At 70.7% G+C, this 26,336-nt stretch carries 26 protein-coding genes and 1 tRNA gene; 15 read left to right on the forward strand and 12 right to left on the reverse strand.

Going from position 1 to position 26,336, the window contains the following annotated elements; all coding sequences use genetic code 11:
- The first annotated feature begins 130 nt into the window (after positions 1–130).
- From R2B67_RS21370 to R2B67_RS21395, 6 genes are all read left to right on the forward strand, one after another.
- Positions 131–1,327: an MFS transporter gene (locus R2B67_RS21370; RefSeq protein WP_317820278.1), complete on the forward strand. Its 1,197-nt coding sequence runs from the start codon at positions 131–133 to the stop codon at positions 1,325–1,327.
- The gene (locus R2B67_RS21375) at positions 1,324–3,651 is read left to right on the forward strand and encodes a molybdopterin oxidoreductase family protein (RefSeq protein WP_317820280.1); all 2,328 of its coding nucleotides are present in this window, start codon (positions 1,324–1,326) and stop codon (positions 3,649–3,651) included. The genes R2B67_RS21370 and R2B67_RS21375 overlap by 4 nt, the downstream gene beginning before the upstream one ends.
- 6 nt (positions 3,652–3,657) lie before the next feature.
- Positions 3,658–4,260, forward strand: a complete 603-nt coding sequence (locus R2B67_RS21380; protein ID WP_015609150.1) for a 4Fe-4S dicluster domain-containing protein — start codon at positions 3,658–3,660, stop codon at positions 4,258–4,260.
- A complete protein-coding gene (locus R2B67_RS21385; RefSeq protein ID WP_317820287.1) occupies positions 4,257–4,952 on the forward strand; it encodes a QcrA and Rieske domain-containing protein in 696 nt (231 codons plus the stop codon). The genes R2B67_RS21380 and R2B67_RS21385 overlap by 4 nt, the downstream gene beginning before the upstream one ends.
- Complete coding sequence (locus R2B67_RS21390; protein WP_317820289.1) at positions 4,949–5,344, forward strand: hypothetical protein; 396 nt, start codon at positions 4,949–4,951, stop codon at positions 5,342–5,344. Before R2B67_RS21385 ends, R2B67_RS21390 begins: the two co-directional genes overlap by 4 nt.
- Before the next feature lie 97 nt (positions 5,345–5,441).
- The gene (locus tag R2B67_RS21395; RefSeq protein ID WP_317820291.1) at positions 5,442–5,672 is read left to right on the forward strand and encodes a hypothetical protein; all 231 of its coding nucleotides are present in this window, start codon (positions 5,442–5,444) and stop codon (positions 5,670–5,672) included.
- 22 nt (positions 5,673–5,694) lie between these two features.
- On the opposite strand, the gene R2B67_RS21400 is transcribed toward R2B67_RS21395, so the two are convergent.
- From R2B67_RS21400 to R2B67_RS21425, 6 genes are all read right to left on the reverse strand, one after another.
- Positions 5,695–6,234: an MscL family protein gene (locus R2B67_RS21400; RefSeq protein WP_317820292.1), complete on the reverse strand. Its 540-nt coding sequence runs from the start codon at positions 6,232–6,234 to the stop codon at positions 5,695–5,697.
- Between the two features lie 113 nt (positions 6,235–6,347).
- Positions 6,348–6,983 (reverse strand): hypothetical protein, encoded by a 636-nt coding sequence (locus R2B67_RS21405; RefSeq protein ID WP_317820293.1) that lies wholly within the window; start codon positions 6,981–6,983, stop codon positions 6,348–6,350.
- Positions 6,984–7,210: 227 nt separating this feature from the next.
- Positions 7,211–8,095, reverse strand: a complete 885-nt coding sequence (locus tag R2B67_RS21410; protein WP_317820294.1) for an S-methyl-5'-thioadenosine phosphorylase — start codon at positions 8,093–8,095, stop codon at positions 7,211–7,213.
- Positions 8,096–8,201: 106 nt separating this feature from the next.
- Positions 8,202–8,564 carry an FmdB family zinc ribbon protein gene (locus R2B67_RS21415; RefSeq protein WP_030568431.1) on the reverse strand — a complete coding sequence of 121 codons (363 nt, stop codon included), beginning with the start codon at positions 8,562–8,564 and terminating at the stop codon, positions 8,202–8,204.
- 66 nt (positions 8,565–8,630) lie between these two features.
- Complete coding sequence (locus R2B67_RS21420; protein WP_317820297.1) at positions 8,631–9,911, reverse strand: MFS transporter; 1,281 nt, start codon at positions 9,909–9,911, stop codon at positions 8,631–8,633.
- A gap of 293 nt (positions 9,912–10,204) precedes the next feature.
- Positions 10,205–11,800 (reverse strand): potassium/proton antiporter, encoded by a 1,596-nt coding sequence (locus R2B67_RS21425; RefSeq protein ID WP_317820298.1) that lies wholly within the window; start codon positions 11,798–11,800, stop codon positions 10,205–10,207.
- 297 nt (positions 11,801–12,097) lie between these two features.
- Between R2B67_RS21425 and R2B67_RS21430 the strand changes: the two genes are divergently transcribed.
- On the forward strand, positions 12,098–14,845 hold the full coding sequence (locus R2B67_RS21430; RefSeq protein ID WP_317820299.1) for a penicillin acylase family protein: 2,748 nt from the start codon (positions 12,098–12,100) through the stop codon (positions 14,843–14,845).
- 83 nt (positions 14,846–14,928) lie between these two features.
- Here R2B67_RS21430 and R2B67_RS21435 read toward each other — a convergent pair whose 3' ends face one another.
- A complete protein-coding gene (locus R2B67_RS21435) occupies positions 14,929–15,546 on the reverse strand; it encodes a 5-formyltetrahydrofolate cyclo-ligase (RefSeq protein WP_317820300.1) in 618 nt (205 codons plus the stop codon).
- A 94-nt stretch (positions 15,547–15,640) separates the two neighbouring features.
- Here R2B67_RS21435 and galU point away from each other — a divergent pair, with 94 nt between their 5' ends.
- From galU to R2B67_RS21470, 7 genes are all read left to right on the forward strand, one after another.
- The gene (gene galU, locus R2B67_RS21440; protein ID WP_026242161.1) at positions 15,641–16,546 is read left to right on the forward strand and encodes a UTP--glucose-1-phosphate uridylyltransferase GalU; all 906 of its coding nucleotides are present in this window, start codon (positions 15,641–15,643) and stop codon (positions 16,544–16,546) included.
- 4 nt (positions 16,547–16,550) lie between these two features.
- A complete protein-coding gene (gene glp, locus R2B67_RS21445; RefSeq protein ID WP_317820302.1) occupies positions 16,551–17,864 on the forward strand; it encodes a molybdotransferase-like divisome protein Glp in 1,314 nt (437 codons plus the stop codon).
- 258 nt (positions 17,865–18,122) lie between these two features.
- Positions 18,123–18,632 carry a cyclic pyranopterin monophosphate synthase MoaC gene (gene moaC, locus R2B67_RS21450; RefSeq protein WP_317820303.1) on the forward strand — a complete coding sequence of 170 codons (510 nt, stop codon included), beginning with the start codon at positions 18,123–18,125 and terminating at the stop codon, positions 18,630–18,632.
- A complete protein-coding gene (locus tag R2B67_RS21455) occupies positions 18,629–19,147 on the forward strand; it encodes a MogA/MoaB family molybdenum cofactor biosynthesis protein (RefSeq protein ID WP_317820305.1) in 519 nt (172 codons plus the stop codon). The genes moaC and R2B67_RS21455 overlap by 4 nt, the downstream gene beginning before the upstream one ends.
- Positions 19,148–19,164: 17 nt before the next feature.
- Positions 19,165–19,809, forward strand: coding sequence for a GNAT family N-acetyltransferase (locus R2B67_RS21460; RefSeq protein WP_317820306.1), 645 nt, complete (start codon positions 19,165–19,167; stop codon positions 19,807–19,809).
- A gap of 162 nt (positions 19,810–19,971) precedes the next feature.
- Positions 19,972–21,228: a divisome protein SepX/GlpR gene (gene sepX, locus R2B67_RS21465; protein WP_455679977.1), complete on the forward strand. Its 1,257-nt coding sequence runs from the start codon at positions 19,972–19,974 to the stop codon at positions 21,226–21,228.
- 87 nt (positions 21,229–21,315) lie between these two features.
- A tRNA-Ala gene (locus R2B67_RS21470) sits at positions 21,316–21,389 on the forward strand.
- Positions 21,390–21,624: 235 nt separating this feature from the next.
- Here the strand turns inward: R2B67_RS21470 and R2B67_RS21475 are convergent.
- The 3 genes from R2B67_RS21475 to R2B67_RS21485 form a co-directional block, all read right to left on the reverse strand.
- Positions 21,625–22,140 carry a hypothetical protein gene (locus tag R2B67_RS21475; RefSeq protein ID WP_317820309.1) on the reverse strand — a complete coding sequence of 172 codons (516 nt, stop codon included), beginning with the start codon at positions 22,138–22,140 and terminating at the stop codon, positions 21,625–21,627.
- A gap of 48 nt (positions 22,141–22,188) precedes the next feature.
- On the reverse strand, positions 22,189–23,265 hold the full coding sequence (locus tag R2B67_RS21480) for a hypothetical protein (protein ID WP_317820310.1): 1,077 nt from the start codon (positions 23,263–23,265) through the stop codon (positions 22,189–22,191).
- Between the two features lie 176 nt (positions 23,266–23,441).
- Entirely contained in the window at positions 23,442–24,425 is a 984-nt protein-coding gene (locus R2B67_RS21485; RefSeq protein ID WP_317820311.1) for a site-specific integrase, read from the reverse strand.
- A gap of 30 nt (positions 24,426–24,455) precedes the next feature.
- Between R2B67_RS21485 and R2B67_RS21490 the strand changes: the two genes are divergently transcribed.
- Positions 24,456–24,803, forward strand: coding sequence for a helix-turn-helix transcriptional regulator (locus R2B67_RS21490; protein ID WP_317820312.1), 348 nt, complete (start codon positions 24,456–24,458; stop codon positions 24,801–24,803).
- 163 nt (positions 24,804–24,966) lie between these two features.
- Here the strand turns inward: R2B67_RS21490 and R2B67_RS21495 are convergent, their stop codons facing one another.
- Positions 24,967–25,599 carry a hypothetical protein gene (locus R2B67_RS21495; protein WP_317820313.1) on the reverse strand — a complete coding sequence of 211 codons (633 nt, stop codon included), beginning with the start codon at positions 25,597–25,599 and terminating at the stop codon, positions 24,967–24,969.
- Positions 25,600–25,975: 376 nt separating this feature from the next.
- Entirely contained in the window at positions 25,976–26,329 is a 354-nt protein-coding gene (locus tag R2B67_RS21500) for an NUDIX hydrolase (protein WP_136975291.1), read from the reverse strand.
- Positions 26,330–26,336 lie beyond the last annotated feature (7 nt).

Below are 26,336 nucleotides of genomic sequence, written 5' to 3' on the forward strand. Positions count from 1 at the left end.
CGCTCCGAACGTACCGGCGGCTGCCGGCCCTGTCCCCTGCCCCGGTCCCCTGCGCCTGTCCGGGCGACCCGCTCACCCCCTTAACGCCCAAAACGGGTCCAATTGCCGTAAACGGTCCTACGGTGGCCGAGTGACCGAGCCGCCAGAAGACCCCGCAGCCCCCGCCGCAGCCGAGCCCCGTCCCCCCACTGGTCCCGCGCGCGCTCTCGCCGGCGGTTCCGGTTCCGCGGGCGAGGTCCCCGGCGGTTCCACGGACGCGACCTCCGGCGACTCCGCCGCCCCGACCCCCACCACCACCGGCCCCCGCTCCGTCACCGCCCGGGCGACCCTGGCCGGAGTGGTGGTCTCCGCCCTGCTGATCGTCGCGATCGTGCTCGGCAGCCGCATGCTGCGCAACTTCGACTCGGCGCTCCTCCCGTACGCCGTCGCCACGGTCTTCCTCGCCTTCGGTGTCGCCTACCGCTACACGGTCTGGATCTCCGCCCCGGGCGCCCGACGCCTCTTCAGACAGGGCTGGCGCAGCCTCTTCTCGTACGAGAACTTCCGTCAGGCCCCCACCGCCCTGCCCAAGATGATCGCCACCTACCTCGGCTTCCAGAAGTTCCTCGGCGCCCGGTCCCACGCCCGCTGGGCCGCCCACCAGCTGATCTTCTGGGGCTGCATCCTCGCCGCGCTGATCACCTTCCCGCTGACCTGGGGCTGGTTCACCTTCACCTCCGGCAGCGGCTCGGGGCCCGGCTACGAGATGCGGATCTGGGGCATCAAGATCCTCGGCTTCGACTCGCTCTCCGTCCTCGGCTGGCTGATGTTCCACGGCCTCGACATCGCCGCCGTCCTCGTCATCCCCGGCGCCTCCTACTTCCTGTGGCGCCGGATGAAGGACCGCGGCGCCTCCACCGGCCAGCGCTTCGCCTACGACCTGGTGCCGCTGATCGCGCTGATCGTCATCTCCGTGACCGGGCTGCTGCTCACCTTCTCCTCGATCTTCCTGCACGGCGGCGGCTACCAGTTCCTGGCGATCCTCCACATGGTCTCGGTGGTCTTCACCCTCATCTACATCCCGTTCGGCAAGTTCTTCCACATCGTCCAGCGCCCGGCCGCGGTCGGCATGCAGCTGTTCAAGTACACCGGCCGCCAGGACGACCAGGTCTTCGCCTGCCGCCGCTGCGAGGAACCCGTCGACACCGGCCCGTACGTCGAGAACCTGCGCGGCACCATGCGCGACCTCCGGCTCGACTTCGACGCCTGGGCCGAGTACTGCCCGCGCTGCAAGCGGGTGCTGCGCGGCAGCGCCTACCTCTCCCATGTGAAGAAGGGCTTCAAGTGACCGCGGAACCGCGAGCCACCGCCGACCGCCGCACCTTCATCCCGCTCGACCCCTCCCTCGCCCCGCCCGGCACCCGCGCCTTCCGGGACGCGGGCGGTATCCCGGCCGATCAGTGGCACGCCGACCAGAACGGCGAGACGCTCGTGCCCACCCACTGCTGCTTCTGCGGTGTCCAGTGCGGGATGTATCTCCGCGTGGACCGGGGGGGCAAGGTCTTCGGCGTCGAACCCCGCAACCATGACATCAACCGGATGCGGCTCTGCCCCAAGGGCATCAACGCCTACCAGCAGGTCAACCACCCCGACCGGCTCACGGCCCCGCTGATGCGCCGCTCCCGCGACGAGGAGTTCCGGGAGGTCTCCTGGGAGGAGGCGCTCGACTTCACCGTCGCCGAGGTCCAGCGCATCCAGCAGACCTACGGCAACGACGCCTTCGGGCTGCTCGGCGGGGCCAGCCTCTTCTCCGAGAAGACCTATCTGGTCGGCAAGTTCGCACGGGTCGCCCTCAAGTCCCGGCACGTCGACTACAACGGGCGCCTCTGCATGGTCAGCGCGGCCGGCGCCAACAAGCTCGCCTTCGGCATCGACCGGGCCGGCAACCCCTTCTCCGACATCCTCCTCACCGACTGCCTCCTCATCGCGGGATCCAACGTCGGCGAGTGCTTCCCCGTGATGACCCAGTACGTCTGGGGAGCCCGGGACCGCGGGGCGAGCCTCATCGTCATCGACCCGCGCGAGACGGCCATCGCCCGGACCGCCGACATCCACGTCGCCCTCAAACCCGGCACCGACTCGGCCTTCTTCACCTCCGTACTGAACGTCGTCATCGAGGAAGGGCTCACCGACGAGAACTTCCTCGCCGCCCACGCCACCGGCTGGGAGGAGGTCAAGGCCAAGGCGGCCGAGTACCCGCCGTCCCGCGCCGCCAAGATCTGCGGCATCCCCGCCGAACAGATCGTCCAGGTCGCCCGCACCTTCGCCCGCGCCCCCAAGGCCATGGCCTGGCACGCCCGGGGCATCGAACACCACTCCCAGGGCGTCGAGAACTGCCTCTCCGTGATCAGCCTCTGCGCCGCCACCGGCCACATCGGCAAGCCCGGCGCCGGCTACGGCACCATCACCGGCCAGGGCAACGGGCAGGGCGGTCGCGAGCACGGCCAGAAGTCCGACCTCCTGCCCGGCGGCCGCTCCATCATGAACGAGGAGCACCGCCGTCAGATCTGCGAGATCTGGGGCATCGAGGAGTCCGAACTCCCGCCCGCCGGGACCTCCATGATGGAGATGGTCTGGCAGATGCAGCGCCGCGAGATCCGCGGACTGATCGGCATCTGCAACAACCCCTTCGTCTCCCTCCCCAACTACCAAGTGGTCAAGGAGGGGTACGACGCCACCGAGTTCCACGCCCAGTTCGACTTCTTCCTCTCCGAGACTGCCGCCAACGCGCATGTCGTCTTCCCCGTCACCACCTGGGCCGAGGACGAAGGGGTGATGGCCAACGCCGAGGCCCGCGTGGTCAAGCACAACAAGGCTCAGGACCCACCCACCGGCGTCCGCACCGACACCTGGGTGATGTGCGAGCTCGCCCGCCGCCTCGGCGCCGGGGACAAGTTCGACTTCCCCGACTCCCGGTCCGTCTTCGAGGAACTGCGCACCGCCTCCGCCGGGACCGTCAACGACTACTACGGCATCACCTACGAACGGCTGGAGGAGACCGGCGGCATCGCCTGGCCCTGCCCCACCACCGACCACCCCGGGACCCCGCGCCTCTTCGAGGACGGGAAGACCTATCACTCCGACGGCAAGATCCACCTCCAGGTCGTCGAGTGGCACCCGCCGATGGACCCGTACGACGACGAGCACCCCATGTCGCTCACCACCGGCCGGACCGTGGCCCACTTCCTCTCCGGCAACCAGACCCGCAGGCTCGGCGCCCTCGTCGAACAGACCCCGCGCCCCTGGGCCGAGATCCACCCCTCCCACGGCTTCCGCAACGGCGAGCCCGTACGGATCGTGACCCGGCGCGGCAGCGAGGTCTTCCCCGCCCTGGTCACCGAGGCCATTCGGCCCGACACCGTCTTCGTCCCCTACCACTGGCCCGTCCCCACCGCGGCCAACGCCCTCACCATCGACGCGCTCGACCCGCGCTCCAAGATCCCCGAGTACAAGGTGTGCGCCTGCCGCATCGAGCACGCCGACCGGATCGACGAGGTCCCCGCACCCCCGGTCGCCCCCGGCCATGTCGCCTACCCGGAGACCCAGGTCTCCCGTACCGACCCGCTGCCTCCCACGTCCCCGCAGGGCCGTGGCACCTCGGAGAGGAGCTGAGTCCCCATGATGGGCCGCACGATCTTCATCGACCCGGGGCGCTGCATCGGCTGCCAGGCCTGTGTCTCCGCCTGCCGCGAATGCGACTCGCACCGCGGCAAATCGATGATCCATCTCGACTACACCGACGAGGGCCACTCCGTCGCCTCCCTTCCGACCGTCTGTATGCACTGCGAGGACCCGGTGGCGCCCTGCGCCGAGGTCTGTCCCGCCGACGCGATCCTGGTGACCGCCGACGGGGTGGTGCAGCAGGCCGACACCACCCGCTGTATCGGCTGCGCCAACTGCGTCAACGCCTGCCCCTTCGGCGTACCGAAGATCGACCTCGGGGCGAAGCTCCAGCTGAAGTGCAACCTCTGCTACGACCGCACCGCCTACGGCCTCGCCCCCATGTGCGCCACCGTCTGCCCGACCGGGGCGCTCTTCTACGGGACCGTCGAGGAGCTCCAGGCCGAGCGCCCCGGCGTCCAGGTCGCCGACACCTTCGTCTTCGGCGAGACCGAGGTCCGCACCGGCGTGGCCATGGTCGTCCCCGCCGAGAAGGTGCAGTGGCCGGTCCCCGGCGGTCTGCCCGTCGTCGAGATCAACGGGAAGGACGTCCGCCGATGAGCGTCACCGAACAGCAGCAGGGCGGCGACCACCCGGCCGGAGGGGACCCGCGCGAGGCGCTCCAGGACCGGATCGCCGCCGACTCCCTCACCACCCGGCGCGACTACCTCCGGATCGTCACCACCGTCTCCGGCGGCCTCGCCGTCGGCGGCATCGGCGTGGCCGCGGGCATCCTGCACCGCCACGGCGACGACGAGGACGGCAAGGCCCCCGAGGCGAAACGCATCGCCCAGCGGCTCCCGCCCGGCGAGTCCATCGCCTTCCGCTACCCGGGCGAGGAGGACCGAGCCGTCGCCGTCCGCCTCGACGACGGCACCCTCGTCGGCTACTCCGCCGTCTGCACCCACCTCGCCTGCGCCGTCCTCTGGCGCAAGGACCGGGGCCGGGAGGGCGAGCTGTACTGCCCCTGCCACGAGGGCGTCTTTGACGCCCGCTCCGGCGAGGTGACCGCCGGACCACCGCCGCGCGGACTGCCGAAGGTCGTGGTCATCGAGGAGACCGACGGCAGTATCTGGGCCGTCGGGACCACCCGGTCCGGTGAGAGCGTCGAGGCGGGGCTCTGCCGCCAGCTCGGCGGCGAACGCCCCGACCTCGCGGCCCGTATCGGCTGCCCCGACATCGGCGGCGGCGCCGAATCCCCGCCCCGGGCACCGGGCCCCGCCGTCTCCGAGACCCCCGGTGGGCGGACATGACCGACGCCCCGCACCCCGAGCAGCCGCTGCCGCCCCCGGGCAGCCACTACCCGACGTACCACCCGGGCAGCGCCGACCCCGCGCTGAACCGGCCCGTCCATGAGCGGTATCCGCAGATCCGCCCCACCAGCGGCTACGGAGACCCGCGCGTCCGCCACACCGGGCCCGGCCCCGGCGCGGGCACCGACCAGGAACCCGAGCGCTCCTCGAAGCTGACCGCCCGCCTCGCCCTGGCGATGACCGTGGTCGTGGGCCAGCTCTGGGGCCTGACCGTGCTGATCGACGAGTGGATGGAGGGCAACACCGGCACGGCCTGGTGGGGAGCCGGTTTTCTCTGTCTCTCGTTCCTCGCGGTGCTCGGCCTGTGGCTGATGGACCCGAAGGACCGCTGACGGCCGACAGGCCCGGAAGCCGGACGCGCCCCGTCGCCGAAGTCGCCCCGCCCGGCGGCGGCACGCACCCCGCCGCCGGCCGCCGTACCCTGGAGGCATGAGTGCCGCCCCCGCCCCCGGTCCGCGAGATGCGAAGCAGCAGCAGCCGCAGGCACAGCCGTCGCAGGAACCGAAGCCGAAGCCCAAGCCGGGTCTGATCTTCGACGATCCGCTGGACCAGCAGTCCGCGGACGACACGGACCGGGGCTGGGGCGAGCGGCCCTCCGGCGGCTCCGGCGCCGCCGACCTCGCGCGCTTCCTCGACGAGAAGCCGCCCCACCACATCTGAAGCGTCGGTCCCGACCGGCGGGCTACCGCTCCCCGTCCCGGCCCGGCAGCGTCCCCCCGCCCCCGCCCGGCCCACCGGCTCCGAACCCACCGGCACCCGCCGCGCCACCACCGCGCTGCGCGACCAGGGCGTCGCGGATCTCCTTGAGCACCTCCAGCTCGCTGACCTCCAGCGTCTCCTGCACGCCCTCCTTGGCGGCCTGCATCGCCGCCCGCCGGGCGAGGTACTTGGCCATCGGCAGCACCAGCAGGAAGTACACGACAGCGGCGGTGATCAGGAAGCTGAGGGCGGCGCTGAGCACCGATCCCCACAGGATCTCGATCCCGTCCATCTCGCCGGTTGCCGGGTCCGTCGTGCACGGGCCGCGCAGGCAGGAGCTGTAGCTGTCCAGATCCTGCGTGCCGAACGCGCCGACCAGCGGATTGATGATGCCCTTGACGAACGCGTTCACGATGTTCGTGAACGCGGCGCCGATGACGACGGCCACCGCCAGGTCGATCACATTGCCGCGTGTCAGGAAGGCCTTGAAGCCTTCCAGCAGACTGACCTTCTTCTCGGTCACAGGTGAGCCTTCTTTCGCATGTGCGGTGAGGGGAGCGGACTGCTCCGCCACCTAAGGCGGGAGAAGGCAACAGTGTCCAATCCGGTAATGCGCACGGGTGACTTGAGGGCGCGTCAGTTCGCATCGGACACCGCCAGCGCCAGCCGTCCCGAGGCGCCCGCGCCCAGCAGGGCCGTGGCGGTGGACCGCTCCACCGCCAGCACCACCAGGGCCCCTTCCGGCGCCCCGCCCGTGCCGATCACCCCGCCACCGCCGCCCCGGTGGCCGCCGTCATCTGCGATCCGCCCGGGAACCCGTGACACCCGCACCCCGCGGGCCACCAGTCGGGCGTCGTCCCCCGCCTCGCCGACCGCGATCACATCGACGTGGTCACCCGGGCGCAACAGCCGTACGGTCGCCGCGTCCGCGATCCGCACCGGCGCCGAGACGAGCCGCGCCGACGGACGCCCGGACCCCGTCGCCGTACCGGATACGGCCGTGCCGGATGCGGGTGTACCGGACACGGCGGCGCTGTCCGAGGCGGCGTTGCCGGACGCGGCGGTCCCGGAGGCGGCGCCGCCCAGGCCCGTCGTGGCCAGTGCCGCACCCGCCAGCGCGATCCCCGCGGCGATCGCACGCCGCTGTCTGCGCAGCATCCGCCGCAGCCGGTACGCCCCGCCGCCCCGCACCCGCAGCGGTGCGAACGGCCCCACCCCGCAGGGGGCGGGCGGCGGCGCCGGGGGCCGGGTGTGAAAAGGGGACGGGGGCATGGCGTCACCTGCAATCGGACGAGGGGAGCCCGGCCGGAGATCCCGGCCGAACTCCCCTCACGATCCACGGTCCGCACGCATCCCGCTGAGGCCTGTGGACAACCCCGGGATTGTGGACAACTCCGTCACCCGATCCGGTGGCCCGACCGCCGTGACCTGCCGCTACGGCCGCCGTGACCCGCCGCTACGGCCGTCATGACCCCACACCTACGGCAGCGCGCCCCGCCCTACGGCAACGCGACCCCCGTGTCGATCCCGTCCAGCGCGTGCGCGCAGGTGCAGTTGCGGGCGCCCGTGTCCGGCAGTCCGCTCACCGCGTCGAACAGCACCGACCGCAGCCGGTCCACGTTGGCCGCGAACACCTGGAGCACCTCCTCGTGGGAGACGCCCTCACCCGCCTCGGCGCCCGCGTCCAGGTCGGTCACCAGGGTCATCGTCGTGTAGCAGAGCCCCAGTTCGCGGGCGAGCACCGCTTCCGGATGCCCGGTCATCCCCACCACCGACCAGCCCATCGCCGCGTGCCAGCGAGACTCCGCGCGGGTGGAGAAGCGCGGTCCCTCAACCACCACCAGGGTCCCGCCGTCCACCGGCTCCCAGCCGCGTCCGCGCGCAGCGGCGAGCGCGGCTTTGCGGCCCTCGGGGCAGTACGGGTCGGCGAAGCCCAGGTGCACGACGTTGGGTACGGTCCCGTCGGCCCGGGTCTCACCGTCGTAATAGGTCTGCACACGGGCCTTGGTGCGGTCCACCAGCTGGTCCGGGACGAGCAGGGTGCCCGGGCCGAACTCCGGTCGCAGCCCGCCGACCGCACAGGGGCCCAGCACCTGGCGGACCCCGACGGAGCGCAGCGCCCAGAGGTTGGCCCGGTAGTTGATGCGGTGGGGCGGCAGGTGGTGGCCGCGGCCGTGGCGGGGCAGGAAGGCCACCCGGCGGCCGCCGATCTCGCCGAGGAAGACCGAGTCGCTGGGCTTCCCGTAAGGGGTGCCCACGGAGACCTCGGTGACGTCCTCCAGGAAGGAGTAGAAGCCCGAGCCGCCGATGACCCCGATCTCCGCCCCCGGCGCCGTACCCGCGATGTCTGTGCCGGAGCTCGTGTCCGTATGTGCGTTCACCATGCGGTCACCGTATCCGGGGGAGTGTGCGGAGCCGCGCCCGGGAAACGCACGGACCCCGCCGAGTGGATCGGCGGGGTCCGGTGAAGCGTGTGGGGCGTACGCCGGCTCAGGCGGCCGACGAACCGCTCGACGACGAGGCCGGCGCGGGCGCCGACGACGAGGAGGAAGCGGAGGACGAGGACGACGACGAAGCGCTCGACTTCGTGTCCGAACCCGTCGACGTCGACGAGGACGACGAACCGGAGTCGGACGACTTCGAGGCCGACGTCGCCGGCGTGCTGCTCGACGAGGAGCCGCGGCTGTCGTTCCGGTAGAAACCGGAACCCTTGAAGACGATGCCGACCGCAGAGAACACCTTCTTCAGGCGTCCGTCGCAGCTCGGGCACACGGTCAGGGCATCATCGGTGAACTTCTGCACCGCCTCGAGGCCCTCGCCGCACTCGGTGCACTGGTACTGATAGGTCGGCACTTGCTCCTCCTGGCACTCTCACTCAATGAGTGCTAACGACGGTCCATACTGACGTATTCCGCGGGATCAGTCCACCATGACCGGCTCGCGGTGACCGATCCCACGTGCGACGGTCCGGCCCGCGGACCTCGGCGCCAGTCGCGAGCGCAGGGCCAGCAGGGTCGCCAGCGCCAGTACGGTACCGGCCAGCGGGACGAGGAACCCGGTGCTGGCACCGTGGGCGTCGGCGAGCTGTCCCGCCACGGTCACGGCGGCCGCCTGGCCCAGTGCCACGGCGCCTGTCAGCCAGGTGAAGGCCTCGGTGCGGGCGCCGGCGGGCACCAGCGACTCGACCAGCGTGTAGCCGCTGATCAGCGCCGGCGCGATGCACAGGCCGACCAGCAGGCCGAGCCCGGCCAGCAGCGGGACCGAGTGCACGGCCCAGAGGCCGGACGCCATGAGGGTCAGGGCCATGTAGCCGACGACGAGGCGGCGCTGCGGGCTGCTCTTCCAGGCGATGGCGCCGCAGACGATGCCGGCCAGCATGTTGCCCGCCGCGAAGATCCCGTACAGCAGACCGTTGACGCCGGGGTGGCCGATCTCCTGGGAGAACGCCGTCAGCGAGACCTGCATGCCGCCGAAGACCGCGCCGATGCCCAGGAAGGCGACGACGAGGACCCGGACGCCAGGGACGGAGAGGGCCGAGGTGTGCGGCCGGTCCGCGGTGGCGGCGGGGCGGGGAGCGGGCTGGGTGGCGCGCTGCGCGGCGAAGAGCAGGCCGCCGACGAGGGTGAGGGCGGCCTCGGTGAGCAGCCCGGCCGCCGGGTGCACGCCGGTGCACAGCGCGGTCGCGATGACCGGTCCGAGGACGAAGGTGAACTCGTCCGTCACCGACTCGAAGGCGGCGGCGGTGGACATCAGCGGGGAGGCGGGCCGGTCGGGGGTGGCCCCCAGCATCGCGGCCCAGCGGGCGCGCACCATCGGGCCGATCTGCGGGACCGAGGCCCCGGTGGGCACGGCGGCGGCGAACAGCGCCCACAGCGGCGCGTCCGCGAGCGCCAGCGCGGTCAGGGCGCCGACGGAGACGGTGTGCAGCAGGACGCCGGGCAGCAGGACGGCCCGCTGGCCGAACCGGTCGGCGAGTTTGCCGCCCTGCGGGGCCACCAGCGCCATGGAGACGCCCGCGACGGCCGCGACGGCGCCCGCGGTGCCGTAGGAGCCGGTGGTGTGCTGCACGAGCAGCACGATGCCGATGGTCAGCATCGCGAAGGGCTGCCGTGCGGCGAAGCCCGGAAGGAGGAAGGTCCATGCACCGGGGGTGCGGAGCAGCTGCCCGTATCCGGGGCGGTCGGTGACCGTGTTTGCCACGGTCCTTGCCTTTCTGCTGCCTGGTAGCAGTGCTTCCCGGCGCCCTTGTGGGGCGGGCCGGACGGAAGCGGCCGAGAGCTGTCCTCTTCGCGCGGAACTGCGGTAGATGCCGGGTGACTCGCTGCCATCGGCGAAGAAACGCCGGGCTATGAGGCACCACGACCGCCATACGGTCGCGCCAGCTCTGCATCAGACAGAGTTGGTCGATCAATGTGCCTTTCATCGTACAGGCAGGAAGCCCCGTGTGCCTGTGAATGCGCACAGGGCTTCCTGGTGAGCCTGTGATCCGCGTCCTATGAGCGACGCGCGGTCGTACCACCTGTGGTGGAGGCGTCGTCGGCCGGTCCGAGCTTCTTGACGGGCCGGACCGGTTTGACGGCCTGCCGGACGGCGGATCCGCCCGCCGGCGAGGGCTTCGCGAGCCTGGCAGGCGCGGGACGGTCCGGCGTACCGGATACCGTGCCCGTCCCCAGCCAGCCGGCCAGCTTGCCGCCCTCGCCGACCGCCCGGAGCCGGGCTTCGGCCTTGTCGCGCACCGGGTCGGTGGCCACCACGAGCAGCTCGTCGCCGCGCCGCAGGACCGTGGTGGGGGAGGGTACGAAGCTCTCCTCCTGGCGGACCACCAGGGTGACCGCGGCCCCGGCCGGGAGCCGGAGCTCGCCGACCTCGACGCCGTGCATCTTGGACTTCTCGGGGATGTCGACCGACAGCAGGTGGCCGCGCAGCCGCTCCAGCGGGGCGGACTCGACGCCCAGGTCGTCGGCCTCGGCCTCGTCGTCGGCGATCTTCAGCCTGGCCGCGACCCAGGGCAGGGTCGGGCCCTGGATCAGTGTGTAGACGATGACGAGGACGAACACGATGTTGAAGATCCGGGTGCTGCCCTCGACCCCGGAAACCATCGGAATGGTCGCCAGGATGATGGGCACGGCCCCGCGCAGCCCGGCCCACGACATCAGGACCTTCTCGCGGGCCGGCAGCCGGAACGGCGCCAGGCTGAGGAAGACCGACAGCGGCCGGGCCACCATCGTCAGCACCAGACCCACCACGACGGCGGGCCAGAAGTCGTCGACCAGGTCGTGCGGGGTGACCAGCAGGCCGAGCAGCACGAACATGCCGATCTGGGCCAGCCAGCCCAGCCCGTCGGCGAACCCGCGGGTGGCGGGCCAGTGCGGCAGCTTGGAGTTGCCGAGGATCATGGCCGCCAGGTAGACCGCGAGGAACCCGCTGCCGTGGGCCATGGCGCCCGCCGCGTACGCCGTCACGGCGATGGCCATGACGGCGATCGGGTAGAGGCCGGAGGCGGGCAGGGCGACGTGGCGCAGCCCGAGCGAGCCCAGCCAGCCCACGGTGATGCCGATGGCGGCGCCGATGGCCAGCTCCAGGGCGATCTCGCCGATCAGGAGATACCAGTGCTCGACCGGGCCGACGGCGGAGAACGCGACGACGAGGATGACCACAGGGGCGTCGTTGAAGCCGGACTCGGCCTCCAGGACACCGGTGATCCGGGACGGCAGCGGCACGCGGCGCAGCACGGAGAAGACGGCCGCGGCGTCGGTCGAGGAGACGACCGCGCCGATGATGAGGGCCTGGCGCCAGTCCAGGCCGACGAGATAGTGCGCGGCCGAGGCCGTGATGCCCACGCTGATGCCGACGCCGACGGTGGAGACCACCGCGGCCGCGGGCAGGACGGGGCGGACCTCTTTCCACTTCGCCCCGAGTCCGCCCTCGGCCAGGATGACGACCAGGGCGGCGTAACCGATCACCTGGGTCAGCTCGGCGTTGTCGAACTTGACGTCGAAGATGCCGTCCTGCCCCAGGGCGATCCCGATACCGAGATACAGCAGCAGGCTGGGGAGCCCGCTGCGCGAGGAGATCCGTACCGCCGCCACGGCGACGAGCAGGACGAGCGAGCAGACGAGCAGGAGTTCGTTGAGCGCGTGGACAGTCAGGGTCCGTTCCTTCCCTGCGTGCGCCTGCCGGATCGACCTCCGGCAGCCAGTTACTTCGTTACCTTACCTAATCTTTAACGTTTTCTTGACGGCTTCCGCGTTCACTTCGAAGCTTCGCGCGTTCGTACGAGGAACACGCAAATGGATGCATCCCTATACCGCGTCCGAGTGGCTTCCCGGCTGCGCCTATGGTTGCTCCTGCACTCCCAGGACCACCCTGCCCCTCGAAGGACAGCGATGCCCGCCAATACAACCGACTCTTCCGGCCCTTCCGACGACGCGAAGAAGCCCGGCAAGAAGAAGGGGCGCCGCGTCCGCCTCCTTCTGCTCGTCCTGGTGCTGGCGCTCGTCGCGGGTGTCGGGTTCGGCGCCTACTGGTCCGTCTCCACCGTGCGGGCCTCGTACCCCCAGACCACCGGAACGATCACCCTGGACGGCCTGTCCGGCGACGTCGAGGTCAAACGGGACTCCTACGGGATCCCGCAGATCTACGCGGACTCCGACGCCGACCTCTTCCGCGCCCAGGGCTTCGTCCAGGCCCAGGACCGCTTCTGGGAGATGGACGTCCGGCGCCATCTGACGGCGGGCCGGCTCTCCGAGATGTTCGGCTCGGGCCAGGTCGAGACCGACTCCTTCCTGCGCACGCTCGGCTGGCGGAAGGTCGCTCAGGAGGAGTACGACAAGGTCCTGGACGAGGACACCAAGAAGAACCTCCAGTCGTACGCGGACGGCGTCAACGCCTACCTGAAGGGCAAGGAAGGCCGGGACATCTCCGTCGAGTACGCCGCGCTGGGGCTGACCAACGACTACAAGCCCGGCGAGTGGACCCCGGTCGACTCGGTCGCCTGGCTCAAGGCCATGGCCTGGGACCTGCGCGGCAACATGCAGGACGAGATCGACCGTTCGCTGCTGACCAGCCGGCTCGACGGCGGCCAGATCAAGGACCTCTACCCGGACTACCCGTACGGCACCCACAAGCCGATCGTCGACCGGGGAGGGATCTCCCCGGTCACCGGGAAGTACGACCTCGACGCCGCCCCGTCGAGCGACACCGGCTCCCAGACCGCGCAGGGCGCCACCGAGGGCCTGAACACCCAGCTCTCCGCGCTCTCCGACACCCTGGACAAGATCCCCGCGCTGCTCGGCCCGAACGGCAACGGCATCGGATCGAACTCCTGGGTCGTCGGCGGCGCCCACACGACCACCGGCAAGGCGCTGCTCGCCAACGACCCGCACCTGGCGCCGATGCTGCCCTCCCTCTGGTACCAGATGGGCCTGCACTGCCGGCAGCTCTCGAAGACCTGCCAGTACGACACCGCGGGCTACACCTTCTCCGGCATGCCCGGTGTGATCATCGGTCACAACCAGGACATCGCCTGGGGCCTCACCAACCTCGGCGCCGACGTCACCGACCTCTTCCTGGAGAAGGTCTCCGGCGACGGCTACCTCTACGACAACGCGGTGAAGCCGTTCACCACCCGTGAGGAGACCATCAAGGTCGCCGGCGGCCGGGACCGGACGATCACCGTCCGCGAGACGAACAACGGGCCCCTGGTCTCCGACCGCAGCAAGGAACTGGACAAGGTCGGCCAGAAGGCGCCCGTCCCCAACGCCGCCCCCGACCGCGCCGACGGGTACGCGGTCGCGCTGAAGTGGACCGCGCTGAAGCCGGGCAAGTCCATGGACGCGGTCTTCGCGATCAACCGGGCCAAGGACTTCACCACCTTCCGGGCGGCCGCCCGCAACTTCGAGGTCCCCTCGCAGAACCTCATCTACGCCGACACCCAGGGCAACATCGGCTACCAGGCGCCGGGCACGATCCCGGTCCGCCTCAAGGGCGACGGCACGCTGCCCAGCCCCGGCTGGGACCCGGCGTACGGCTGGGCGAAGGACCCGATCCCCTTCGACGAGCTGCCCTACGAGTACAACCCGAAGCGCGGCTACATCGTCACCGCCAACCAGGCCGTGATCGACGAGAGCAAGTACCCCCACCTGCTGACCAAGGACTGGGGCTACGGCGCCCGCAGCCAGCGGATCAACGACCTCCTCGCCAGCAAGATCAAGGGCGGCGAGAAGGTCTCGACCGACGACATGCAGAAGCTGCAGATGGACAACACCAGCGAGATCGCCGCGCTGCTGGTGCCCGAGCTGCTGAAGATCAACATCTCCGACCCGAGCGTGCGTGAGGCGCAGAAGCTGCTGGAGGGCTGGGACTACACCCAGGAGTCCGACTCGGCCGCCGCCGCCTACTTCAACGGCGTCTGGCGCAACATCCTCAAGCTCGCCTTCGGCAACAAGCTGCCCAAGGAGCTGCGGGTCAAGGGCGACTGCATCAACGTGCCGCCGGCCAAGAACAGCGGCCCGGCCGACCAGCAGAAGAAGCTCGTGCGCGAGTGCGGCCAGCGCGACGGCGACACCGCGCAGCCGGACGGCGGCGACCGCTGGTTCCAGGTGGTCCGCGACATCGTCGAGGACCAGGACAACGAGTGGTGGAAGGCGCCCGCCAGGGGCCGCGAGGACGCGCTGGAGGGCCGGGACGACGTCTTCGCCCAGGCGATGCACGACGCGCGCTGGGAGCTGACCTCCAAGCTCGGCAAGGACATCTCCACCTGGAGCTGGGGCCGGCTGCACCGGCTGATGCTGAAGAACCAGACCCTCGGTACCGAAGGGCCCGATCTGCTCCAGCGGGCGCTCAACCGCGGCCCCTGGAACCTCGGCGGCGGCGAGGCGACGGTCAACGCCACCGGCTGGAACGCGGCGAGCGGCTACGAGGTGATCTGGGTGCCGTCGATGCGGATGGTCGTCAACGTGGGGGACTGGGACAAGTCCCGCTGGATCAACCTCACCGGCGCCTCCGGGCACGCGTTCAGCGCGCACTACACCGACCAGACCGACAAGTGGTCCAACGGTGAACTGCTCGACTGGTCCTTCGGTACGGACGCGGTCGACGCGTCCACCCTCGACACGCTGACGCTGAAGCCCTAGGGGCTTCCGAGGCGCTTGACCCGCCGGAGCGCGGCGCTTGACCGGTCGTCAGGCGGTGAAGCGCCGCGCCGGGCCGGGGTGCGTCAGACGGTGAAGCGCCGCGCCCCGGCCGGGGTGACCACGGCGTCCACGGGGTGGTCGTGCGGTTCCACAGGGACCCGCGCGACCACCTCGTTGTCGTACAGGAGCACGATGAGCGCCGGGTCGGCCCCGGCCGCCGAGAGCCGGGCCAGCACCCGGTCGTAGCTGCCGCCGCCGCGCCCCAGCCGCATGCCCGCCCCGTCCACGGCCAGCCCGGGCAGCAGGACCGCCTGGGCCTCCACGACGGCGGCGGGGCCGAGCCGGGGCCCGTCCGGCTCCAGGAGCCCGCGCCCGGCGGGCAGCAGGTGCTCCGCACCCTCGTACGCGGCCCAGTCCAGGTCGTTGTCCGGCAGGAGCACCGGGAGCAGCACCCGTACGCCGCGCTCGCGCAGTGCGTCCAGCAGGGCCCGGGTCCCCGGTTCGCGCCCCACCGAGACATAGGCGGCGACCGTTCGGGCGTCAGCCAGTTCGGGGAGCGCCGATGCGCCGGCCGCGAGAACCGCGGCGGCCTCCGTGACGTCCTCCTTGGTCAGGAGGGCGCGTGCGGCGAGGAGTTCACGCCTCAGAGAGGCTTTCGCGGGCACCTTCACAGATCGCTTTCCGGACTTGTCGGGGTTCAATAGAGACTCGCACGGTTCTCGTATGGGCATATTTAAGGGCAAAGTTAACCGGAACATCATCTTCCGGTCGTGTGCACCCGTTAAGGTTCTGCGCATGACTCAGTCGTCGCCTTCCAGGATCAGCAAGGCTGTCATCCCGGCAGCAGGTCTCGGCACCCGCTTCCTGCCCGCCACGAAGGCCACTCCCAAAGAGATGCTGCCTGTCGTCGACAAGCCGGCCATCCAGTATGTCGTCGAAGAAGCCGTCGCGGCGGGCCTCTCCGACGTACTGATGATCACCGGTCGGAACAAGCGTCCTCTGGAGGACCATTTCGACCGCAACTACGAACTGGAGTCCGCGCTCACCCGTAAGGGAGACGCCGAACGCCTCTCCAAGGTCCAGGAGTCCAGCGACCTGGCCACCATGCACTACGTGCGCCAGGGCGACCCGCGCGGCCTCGGCCACGCCGTGCTGTGCGCCGCCCCGCACGTGGGGGACCAGCCCTTCGCGGTGCTCCTCGGCGACGACTTGATCGACCCGCGCGACCCCCTGCTGGCCCGCATGGTGGAGATCCAGGAGCGCGAGGGTGGCAGTGTCGTCGCGCTGATGGAGGTCGACCCCTCCCAGGTCCACCTCTACGGCTGCGCGGCCGCGGACACCACCGTCGACAGCGACGTCGTCCGGGTCACCGGCCTGGTCGAGAAGCCCGAGCCGGCCGACGCGCCCAGCAATCTCGCCGTCATCGGCCGGTACGTCCTGGACCCCGCGATCTTCGACATACTGCGACACACCGAGCCGGGCCGAGGCGGCGAGATCCAGCTCACCGACGCCCTCCAGCTGCTCGCCGCGGACGAGAAGATCGGCGGCCCCGTGCACGGCGTCGTCTTCAAGGGCCGCCGCTATGACACCGGTGACCGGAGCGACTACCTGCGTGCCATTGTCAGACTGGCGTGCGAACGTGAAGATCTGGGACCGGAATTCCGGACCTGGCTCCGTCAGTACGTCACCGAGGAGATGTAACCCCGTGAGCAGCACGATCTGGTCGGTGGACGAGCACCTGGACGACATCCTCGCCACGGTGAGGCCGCTCGAACCCATCGAACTGCAGCTGCCCGACGCCCAGGGCTGCGTCCTGGTGAAGGACGTCGTCGTGGAGGTGGCCCTGCCGCCCTTCGACAACAGCTCCATGGACGGGTACGCGGTGCGGATCACCGATGTCGAGGGGGCCAGTGAGGAGTTCCCCGCCGTCCTCACGGTCATCGGTGACGTCGCCGCGGGCAGCGCCGGGCTCGACGGTGACCAGGTCGTGGGGCCGGGACAGGCCGCCCGCATCATGACGGGCGCCCCGCTGCCCGCCGGTGCGGAGGCCGTGGTCCCGGTCGAATGGACGGACGGCGGTACGGGCGAGGGCCCGGCCGCCGCCATGCGCGCCCACTCCGACGCCCCGGAGGGAGCCACCGGCGAGGTCCGCGTCCACCGGTCCGTCGAGGCCGGCGCCCATGTCCGCGAGCGCGGGAGCGACGTCAAGCCGGGCGATCTGGCCCTGCGCGCCGGGTCGATCGTCGGCCCGCCGCAGATCGGGCTGCTCGCCGCGATCGGCTGCTCCACCGTCGTCGTACGCCCCCGCCCGCGCGTCGTCGTCCTCTCCACCGGCAGCGAACTGGTCCAGCCCGGCGAGGAGCTGACGGGCGGCCAGATCTACGACTCCAACAGCTTCGCGCTGACGGCCGCCGCCCGGGACGCCGGAGCCATCGCCTACCGGGTCGGCGCGGTCACCGACGACGCCGAGACCCTGCGCGCCACGATCGAGGACCAGCTGATCCGCGCGGACGTCATCGTCACCACGGGCGGCGTCAGCGTCGGCGCGTACGACGTGGTCAAGGAGGCGCTCTCCTCCGTCGGCGACGAGGACGAGCCGGGCAGCGGGATCGACTTCCGCAAGCTCGCCATGCAGCCGGGCAAGCCGCAGGGCTTCGGCTCGATCGGCCCCGACCACACCCCGCTGCTGGCCCTGCCGGGCAACCCGGTCTCCAGCTACGTCTCCTTCGAGCTGTTCGTCCGCCCCGCCATCCGGGCCCTGATGGGCCGCACGGACGACCTCCACCGCCCCACCGTCCGGGCCGTCCTGAAGGTCGACAAGGCACTCACCTCGCCCGCCGGCCGCCGTCAGTTCCTGCGCGGTACGTACGACGAGGAGGCGGGCACCGTCACCCCCGTCGGCGGCTCCGGATCGCATCTGATCGCCGCTCTCGCCCAGGCGGACGCGCTGATCGTGCTGCCCGAGGACACCACCTCCGCCGAGCCCGGCACGGAGACGGACGTGATCCTGCTCCGCTGACCGCCGCCCGGTGGCGGTACGGTATCTGCCGCCGTGCCTTCCGGAGGACCCCCTCCGGGACCGGGCCGATCGGCGCCCTACCGTCGGGTCTTTCGTGTGGATCAGGCCGGACCAGGGAGCGGGGTCCGGTGCGTGCAGCTGCAAGGCGGAGGATTGAGGCAACGCGGAGCGTTGGTGATTGACGACGCCGCGGCAGATGTGCGTGCCGGGGAACGCGAGCCCGGCATGATCCACACGAGAGGCCCTAGGTGGAGTGAGTTGAGTACGCAGAACAGGCTGACGCACATCGACGAGGCGGGTGCGGCCCGCATGGTCGACGTGTCCGAGAAGGACGTCACCACGCGCGTCGCCCGCGCCAGCGGCCGGGTCCTCGTCTCGCCGCGCGTCATCGAGCTGCTCCGGGGCGAGGGAGTTCCCAAGGGCGACGCCCTCGCCACCGCGCGGATCGCCGGGATCATGGGGGCCAAGCGCACCCCCGACCTCATCCCCCTCTGCCATCCGCTGGCCGTCTCCGGGGTGAACGTCGACCTGAGCGTGGCCGACGACGCGGTGGAGATCAGGGCCACCGTGAAGACGACCGACCGCACGGGCGTCGAGATGGAGGCCCTGACGGCGGTGTCGGTGGCGGCCCTCACGGTGATCGACATGGTGAAGGCCGTCGACAAGAGCGCGGTCATCACCGACGTACGGGTCGAGGCGAAGTCGGGCGGCAAGTCCGGCGACTACCGGCGCACCGCGCCGGAGGGACCGGCGGGACCGGACGCGTGACGCCGCCCGAGCCCGGAGCCCCCGCCTACGCCGCCCTCGTCGTCACCGCCTCCAACCGGGCCTCCGCCGGGGTGTACGCGGACAAGGGCGGCCCTCTGATCGCCGAAGGGCTCACCGCCCTCGGCTTCGCGGTCGACGGCCCGCAGGTCGTCCCCGACGGCGACCCGGTCGAGGCGGCCCTGCGCGCCGGAGTGGCCGCCGGGTACGACGTGATCGTCACCACCGGCGGTACGGGCATCTCGCCCACCGACGCCACCCCCGAGGCGACCCGCCGCGTCCTGGACCACGAGATCCCCGGCATCCCCGAGGCGATCCGGGCCGAGGGGCTCGCCAAGGTGCCGACCGCCGCGCTCTCCCGGGGCCTCGCGGGCGTCGCCTCCCGCACTCTGATCGTCAACCTGCCCGGCTCCACCGGCGGGGTCCGCGACGGTCTCGCGGTCCTGTCCCGGCTCCTGGTGCACGCCGTCGACCAGCTCCGCGGCGGCGACCACCCCCGACCGGGGAGCCCGAGCTGAACATTGCGACCTGGCCGGTGACGCTGACCGACGGCGAGATCGTCCTGCGCCCGATAAAGATGCGCGACCAGCGGGTCTGGCGTGAGGTCAACCGGCGCAACCGCGACTGGCTGCGCCCATGGGAGGCCACCGTCCCGCCGCCCGCGCCCGGCGGCCCGGTCGCACAGCGGCCCACGTACCGGCAGATGGTCCGCCACCTGCGCGCCGAGGCGCACGCCGGGCGGATGCTGCCGTTCGCCATCGAGTACGAGGGTCGGCTCGTCGGCCAGCTCACCGTCGCGGGGATCACCTGGGGCTCGATGTGCTCGGGTCACATCGGTTACTGGGTCGACCGGGGCGTCGCCGGGCGCGGCGTGATGCCGACGGCCGTGGCGCTCGCCGTCGACCACTGCTTCCGCTCGGTGGGGCTGCACCGCATCGAGGTCTGCATCCGCCCGGAGAACGCGCCGAGCCGCCGGGTGGTGGAGAAGCTCGGGTTCCGCTCCGAGGGCGTGCGCCCGCGCTATCTGCACATCGACGGCGCCTGGCGGGACCACCTGATCTTCGCGCTCACGGCGGAGGAGGTGCCGGAGGGGATGCTCCGGCGCTGGCGCCGCACGCGGCCGGTGACGCCGCGGGGTCCGGGGGAGTCCGGCCAGTGGCCCGGGGAGTCCGGCAAATAAAATAAGTGTTCGAATTTGATCGAGGGATGACAGCAATAGGTCGCACTATCGGTGACTGTTGATCCGATCAATCACAAAAAAAGTCCGTGATATCAGCCGGATCGTGCGACACACCGGGCCAATTGGCGGATGCCTCCGCGTAAACCCCTCTACGGTGTGAGCGTGAGCAGCAGCGGCCTCATCTACGCAGTCATCGTCGGGGCCTGGGCCGCCTACTTGGTGCCGATGTGGCTCCGCAGGCAGGACGAGCTCAACGAAGCCCGTCCTACGGAACGCTTCAGCACCGCCATCCGGCTGCTGTCCGGACGGGCGGCGATGGAGCGCCGGTACGCCAGGGAGCTGCGGGAGCGCACCGCCGAGGAGGCGGGGCCCGACGTGGACCCGGACGCCGAGACGGACCGTATGGATTCCGTCGACGTCCGGGCCTTTGCCGCGCCTCCGGCGCATACGGAAGCCAGGGTGCACGACCCGGCGCACGCTCCCGAGCGCGCCTCGGACCCCCCGGCCCCCGACCGCCAGGCGCACGACAGGCGACCGGCGCATCAGCCACCGGACCGTCAGCCGGCGGACCGCCAGGCCCCCGACCGTCAGCCCCCTGACCGCCAGGCGCACGACCGCCGGCCCGGCGAGCGCCCCGCGCCCCCCGGCCCTCCGGCCCAGCGCCGCCCGCGCACCGGAGCAGCCGACGCCGAGCGGGCCCGGCGCGCCCAGCGCTCGCAGGTCCTGGCCCGGCGCAGACGGACGACGGTCGTGCTCTTCCTGGCCTTCACCCTCGGCGCGGTCGTGGCCGCGGTCGGCGGACTCGGCTTCCTCTGGGCGCCGGCCGTCCCCGCCGTCCTGCTGAGCACGTACATCGTGCATCTGCGCGCCCAGGAGCGGCGTCGGTTCGCGTTCACCATGGACCGCCGCCGGGCCGAGGTCGCGGCACAGCGCCTGCGCGAGAACCGCCCCCGCAGGCACCAGCCCGCCGCCTCCGCCCCCGCCGACCAGGACGACGACTCCGAAGCCCACCACCCGGAGCCGGAACCCACCCCCACGGTCTCCCCCCAGGAGGCCGGCCGCCGCGCCCTCGTCGAGCAGACGGACCACGCGGAGTGGGTGGACCAGCAGCGCGAACGCGGCCGGGTCCAGGGCGACAGCTGGGAGCCCGTCCCCGTACCGCTCCCCACCTATGTCACCGCCCCCGTCGCCCCCCGGGCCACCGGCGGCGTCGAGGTCGGCGACCCGGAGACCTGGAGCGCGGCCCGCTCCAGCACCGCCGAGCCCAGCCAGACCGGCACGTCGCACCCGACCACCCCCGCGGTGGACCCGGCGCCACGCCAGCGCACCAACCAGTCCCGCCGCACCCGCGACCGGGGCCGCACCCCCCTCTTCGACCAGTACGACGACGAGGACCGGCCGCGCGCGGCCAACGAGTGAGACCGGCGGAATCCCGGCACCGCTGACCAGCGGAGGAACGGATTTCCAAGCACCCCGGTGAGGGTGCTAGAGTTTCACTCGTTGCAAGGGCCTGTGGCGCAGTCTGGTAGCGCACCTCGTTCGCATCGAGGGGGTCTGGGGTTCAAATCCCCACAGGTCCACAACACGACTGTTCTTGAGTTATCTCAGGAGCATTGACGAGATCCCGTCCGATCGCAAGATCGGGCGGGATCTCCGTCGTTTCGGGGGTCGTTCGATGCCTGTTCGGGGTGGTGGATGGCGGCGTATCGGGTCTGGCCGGTTGCTGGGCAGACGCTTGGGCCTTGCCAGGGCATGCGAACCGGCCCCGGTCGCCCGGGGCTGGTGATGGTGCTGTGTGGTTGTGACGTTGCCCGATCAGAGGTTGGCCGGCGGATGCCGCCCCATGTCGATTGGCGTGGGGGCGGAAGACAGGTCGCAACCTGGGGCAGCCGGAATGGACTCGAAGTCGGTGTCGCAGAGCCGGTTGCCGGTGCGCTCGTAGAGCCAGGTTTCCAGGATGTCCAGGTTCCCGATGGTCACCATGATCGCGATGAGGATCGTCTGGGCCACCTGGCCGGGAACTCGACGGTACATCGGGTTGCCGATGTCCATGTCGGAGCCCTTGAGGCGGCCGTTGAGGCCCTCGTTGTGAGAGCGGATCGGCTTGTAGATCCGCTCCCAGGTGGGGCTGAGGTAGTGGCTGTCCTGCCGGAACTTGGCGTTCTTCAGGTCTCCGGCCGCGTCGGCGGGGACGCTGATCGCGGAGGCCCCGCAGACAGCGGGCAGCGCCTCCTTGCCGGGAGGGTCCGCCCACTCTCTGTCAGGGAGCTGGATGGTCGGGCGAGCCGAGGCGTGGCTGGCGCGGGAGCGGAGATCCGCCAGTTTGATCACGGTCTGAGGCGGGCCCGAGGCGGTCGGTCGAGCAGGGCGGAGGCGTTCTCAGCGCGGACAGTTCACCGAAGGGGACGGCCCGGCCGCCGGGCATTGCAGGCGCACGGTTCCACGGGCATCGGCGTTCTGCTTGAGCTTGAGGAAGTAGGGCAGCCGCTCGGCGACCACCGGCTTCAGGTCATCGAGCCGTCGGCGGAAGGTCTTGTCGTCCATGCCGTGAGTGGCCTGAGCCAGGGCGTTGGGGATGTGCGGGCAGGCGAGGGAGCCGTCGATCAGTACGGCTCCTTGCCAGCTGCCCTGGATGCCACGGTCGGCCGCCTTGTAGTCCAGGGCGAGGCGGTAGCCGAGTCGGCGTACGGGGATCTGGAAGTTCTCCGGCGAGCAGCCGGTGTAGGCGCGATCTGCGGCACAGGTGCCTGTCGGCAGCCGAAGCTCGGCGAGGTGCTTCAGCATGGTGACCGCGTTCTCGCCCGTACGGACGGTCGGAGTGTCCAGGCTGAGGCCGAGGCAGAGCTGCGGGTAGGAGGGCGCTCGGCGTCCCTTCGCGGCTCCTTCGCCCGTACGGGAGTGGGCGGCGACGAGCAGGTTCGCGCTGTAGCCGAAGGTGCCCGTCTCGGAGCCGCCGCTGAAGTGCCAGCCGGCGGTGATCTCGACGGAGGCCGTGCCCGAGCGGTCGCTGTCCGGTTTGGCCAGTACCGGGACCGAGGTGGCGTCAACTCCCACGTCACCGTCCCAGTGCCGCAGGTATCCGCGTTGCTGTGCCAGCCGGACCGGGACCAGTACGAGATCGTTCGCCAGCCGCTGGAGCCGGTTCGCAGCTGCACGACCGGCAGTCTCGTCCCAGACAGCGGAGTGGATGTCAGCCTCCGCTTGGTCCAGGCGCCGACGCCGGTCACAGCGTGCCGGATCGAGCATGGTCGTGATCCGATCCAGCCCTCGGTAGAGGCGACGGCTGGCAGCTATGCACGCGCGTGCCGTGGACGGCGGCATTTCGGGGATGCCGAGCCAGGCGCGAGCTGCGGGCCGGAGACGGAAGTGCAGGATCCGCCATGCGTCGGAGACCGTGGCTCGGCCCGTGTAGTACGCGGCGAGCATCAGGCCGGCCAGCACGGTCCTGGGCCGCACACCTGGTGGTCCAGGACGTCCTCGCAGCATGTCTTCCAACTGCTGGGGCAGGCCGGAGCTGTCGAGGACGGTCAGCAGTTGGCCGACCTTCGAGTCTGGGATCTCGGTGAGCCGTCCAGGCCGCAGTCGTGGTCGCGCATGGCGGGCGGCCAGCTGATCGGCTTCAGGTCGCGCCCTCACGAGCGGTGGCCACGCAGCAAGCGGATCACCTCCTCCCTGGGTAGTGGGGGCACCCAGTGGTGGTAGCCCGCCAAACCGGCAGGGGAGGCCATGCCCGCGGCGGAAGCGACCGCCTCCGGACTGATGCCCTCGGAAAGCCGGCCGACGATCCATGTCGACCGCAATCGCCGAGCGGAGAGCGGCGGCAGACCCGCGTGGGGCCGATGGCGGGCAGGCCAGGACGAGACGAGGTTCTTGGCTGCCGCGACCTTCCGTCCCGGCCGGAAGAGGAATCCGGATCCGGAGGTCTCTGCCAGCTCGGCCAGCATGCCTTCCCAGTCGGAGTGGCACGCCACGAGTCGGCCGAGCAACTTCTCCTCCAGCACCGCGACCCCGCCGGAGGTCACGCGAACATGGCTGCCTCGCAGGGGCGGGACCTCGCCCGGCATCAGGCCACACCCGGCTCCGAGCGTCATGAGGGCGAGGCCGTCGAGTCGAGCCTGGTCCGGCAGATGGTTCGCCCAATCCCGCAGGCGAGCCAAATCTCCTGCGCCATAAGGCGGCTGAGGCGTGCGAGGCGAGGAAAGTCGAGCTGGAGGGGCCTCTCCGCGCTGGACCCACACCAGAGCTTCCCGTGCCCGCCGCAGCCAGGTCCGGTAGGTCAGCACTGTCGAGTCCTTCGCCGCAACGCAGCCCGACAGGATGAAGGCGTCGATCGTCTCGGTCCGCAGCCAGGTTCCCGGGTCGCGCGGCAGCCCGCTCCGGTCCGCCCAGACCGCGATCCGGCCGATCACGTGCAGCAGATGCTCCGCTGCGTAGCAGGTGGCCGGAACTGTCGCCGCCACGGTGGCTCGCACCAGCTCGGCGACCGGCGCCCACTGCCGCTGCGGCAGCCGGGGCCGGTAGTCACGGATCTTGCTGGAGACCTCTGAGCTCAGTGTCACAGACCAACAGAACCGGCTGGACAAGCAGCCAGTGAAGACGTCGAAGGCGATCTTCACGGAAAGGAGTGCATCGACATGGTCGGAGGTTTGGCCCGCAAGACCGCGCCGAGAGACCTTGCCCGCGATCCGGAATCCTGGCCCGACTCCGCCGTCGACGACGTCGCCGCCAGAGTCGTCCAGGCCATCGCCCGCGAGCTCGCGGGCGCCCTGGAGCGCGAGAAGCGAAGTCTGCGGCAGGTCTCCACCGGATCCGGCGTCAACCGGCAGGCCATCTCCGACCTGCTCGCCGGCCGGTGCTGGCCGGACGTCGTCACTGTTGCCCGCCTGGAAGATTTCCTCGCCGTCCCGCTGTACCCGCGGGACGGAATGCGCAGTACGCATCAAAATCGGCCTTCCCGTCCCCAGGGAAACCCGCCCCAGGGAACGACGAAATAGGCCACGCGCCCCCGAGGCGAGGCGGATTGCTCTAGCCTCGGGGATGCGTGAGCCACTACGAGGGTCCACGTCACTGGCTCCGAAGAGGGTCCAAGCTCAACGGAGCCCGTCCCCTTCTCCCCGCAATGGGAGGAGGGGACGTTTCATGTTCGGGTTGGCGGCGTCAGGCGTCCCCTCCCTGCGTTTTAGTGACCCGGCGGGCGGCGAAGACGCCGATCGGGTGTTCCACGGCACGGCCGTTCTTCACCAGCCGCTTGCACGTCGCGCGGGTCGTCTCGATGGGCGCCCGCCCTTCGTCGCCCTTGGTTGGGCGCCCAAGGGCCTCTGTGATGTCCCTGGCCTTCATCGGCCGTCCGGCGCTCACGAGGATCTGCTCGACTGCCTGCATCAACTGCCCGGACGGCGACCGCGAAGGCCCGCTCTGCCCGGCACGCGTCTCCTCGGACGGCTCGCTCGCGTTCGACTCGTCACTGGGGGACGCATCGCTGTCCTCGTATTCCGCGCCAGCTTTCCGTTGAGGGCTTTGATCGTCCGCGGACGGCGCCGAGCGGTCTGCGAGGAGTTCGGCGAGAGCTTCGCTCAGCTGATCGCGAGTGCCCGCGTACTTCGCCGCCTCGACTCGGAGGTCCGCGAGTTCTGCTTCGAGCTCCGAGATCCGCGCCAGCGCCCGATCGGTCTTGCCGGAGTAGATCCCAACAGCCGTCCGCAACCCGGGAGCCGCATCCGGCTCGCCCGCCCCTGTGAAGCCCATCCGCCCCTCCTCGGCCCTCCCGTACGACAGGACAACGGCAGTCATCGTAGGGAATGCCAGTCGTGCCTGGCAGCCAAATGGCCAACGAAGTCTGGCAGTTGAGGCATGACGGAGCTTCAGTCTGACGTCTGGCGCCCCTGACCTGCGTGTCTGCGAGGTCAGTCGTAACTCTTAACGTTGTTTAGAGTTATGGCAGATCAGCTCTGCTGCGACTCCTGATGTCACGTCCTTGAGGACGAGATGCCGAAGGGCGGCCAGTGCCGGAGTCTGAGGATCCACGCTCGGGATGGCTGCCTTCTCTGCACCGCGGCGTTCCCAGGAGGCCAGCGGCCCAGTGTAGGTGCCAAGCATTCTCGGTCGTCGTTGCGCGGTACCCCGCTGTGGCGCCTGGGTAGGGGCTTAGCTGTCGCCGTGCCCAAAGCTAACGCGCCTCGTTGATGGCGGAGGGATCGCTGTCTGGTCGTGCCCCGCCGGTTTTGCTGCGACGGGAGTCACGACGAGGTCCGGGTCGCCGAACTGTCGGCCATTGCTCGGCCGCGGAGCGGTTGGCCTCGTCCAGGGCGTTGCTGTTTAGTGCGCGGTAGTCCCGCATGATGCCAGCAACGAACTCGGGGGACAGGTCCGCATGAGCCACGAGGGCCGCGAGCAAATGGGATCGGTTGATGTTCTCACCAGCAGCGATTCCAGCGGCGACCAGCTGGTCGAGGCGCTCGTTCACGGCATCGGGCCATGTGATGAGAGTGTTGCGGCGTTCTGCTCGCCACAGCAGCTCCATTCTGCGC

The sequence above is a fragment of the Streptomyces cyaneofuscatus genome, assembly GCF_033109485.1.
GTDB lineage: Bacteria > Actinomycetota > Actinomycetes > Streptomycetales > Streptomycetaceae > Streptomyces > Streptomyces cyaneofuscatus.

What these genes read in the sequence shown, in the direction of transcription:
- R2B67_RS21500 (WP_136975291.1), bottom strand. Translation starts at nt 26,329, where the DNA reads ATGGAGCTGCTGTGGCGAGCAGAACGCCGCAACACTCTCATCACATGG.
- R2B67_RS21405 (WP_317820293.1), bottom strand. Translation starts at nt 6,983, where the DNA reads ATGCCCCCGTCCCCTTTTCACACCCGGCCCCCGGCGCCGCCGCCCGCC.
- galU (WP_026242161.1), top strand. Translation starts at nt 15,641, where the DNA reads ATGACTCAGTCGTCGCCTTCCAGGATCAGCAAGGCTGTCATCCCGGCA.
- R2B67_RS21495 (WP_317820313.1), bottom strand. Translation starts at nt 25,599, where the DNA reads ATGACTGCCGTTGTCCTGTCGTACGGGAGGGCCGAGGAGGGGCGGATG.
- R2B67_RS21390 (WP_317820289.1), top strand. Translation starts at nt 4,949, where the DNA reads ATGACCGACGCCCCGCACCCCGAGCAGCCGCTGCCGCCCCCGGGCAGC.
- R2B67_RS21380 (WP_015609150.1), top strand. Translation starts at nt 3,658, where the DNA reads ATGATGGGCCGCACGATCTTCATCGACCCGGGGCGCTGCATCGGCTGC.
- R2B67_RS21385 (WP_317820287.1), top strand. Translation starts at nt 4,257, where the DNA reads ATGAGCGTCACCGAACAGCAGCAGGGCGGCGACCACCCGGCCGGAGGG.
- R2B67_RS21395 (WP_317820291.1), top strand. Translation starts at nt 5,442, where the DNA reads ATGAGTGCCGCCCCCGCCCCCGGTCCGCGAGATGCGAAGCAGCAGCAG.
- R2B67_RS21410 (WP_317820294.1), bottom strand. Translation starts at nt 8,095, where the DNA reads ATGGTGAACGCACATACGGACACGAGCTCCGGCACAGACATCGCGGGT.
- R2B67_RS21430 (WP_317820299.1), top strand. Translation starts at nt 12,098, where the DNA reads ATGCCCGCCAATACAACCGACTCTTCCGGCCCTTCCGACGACGCGAAG.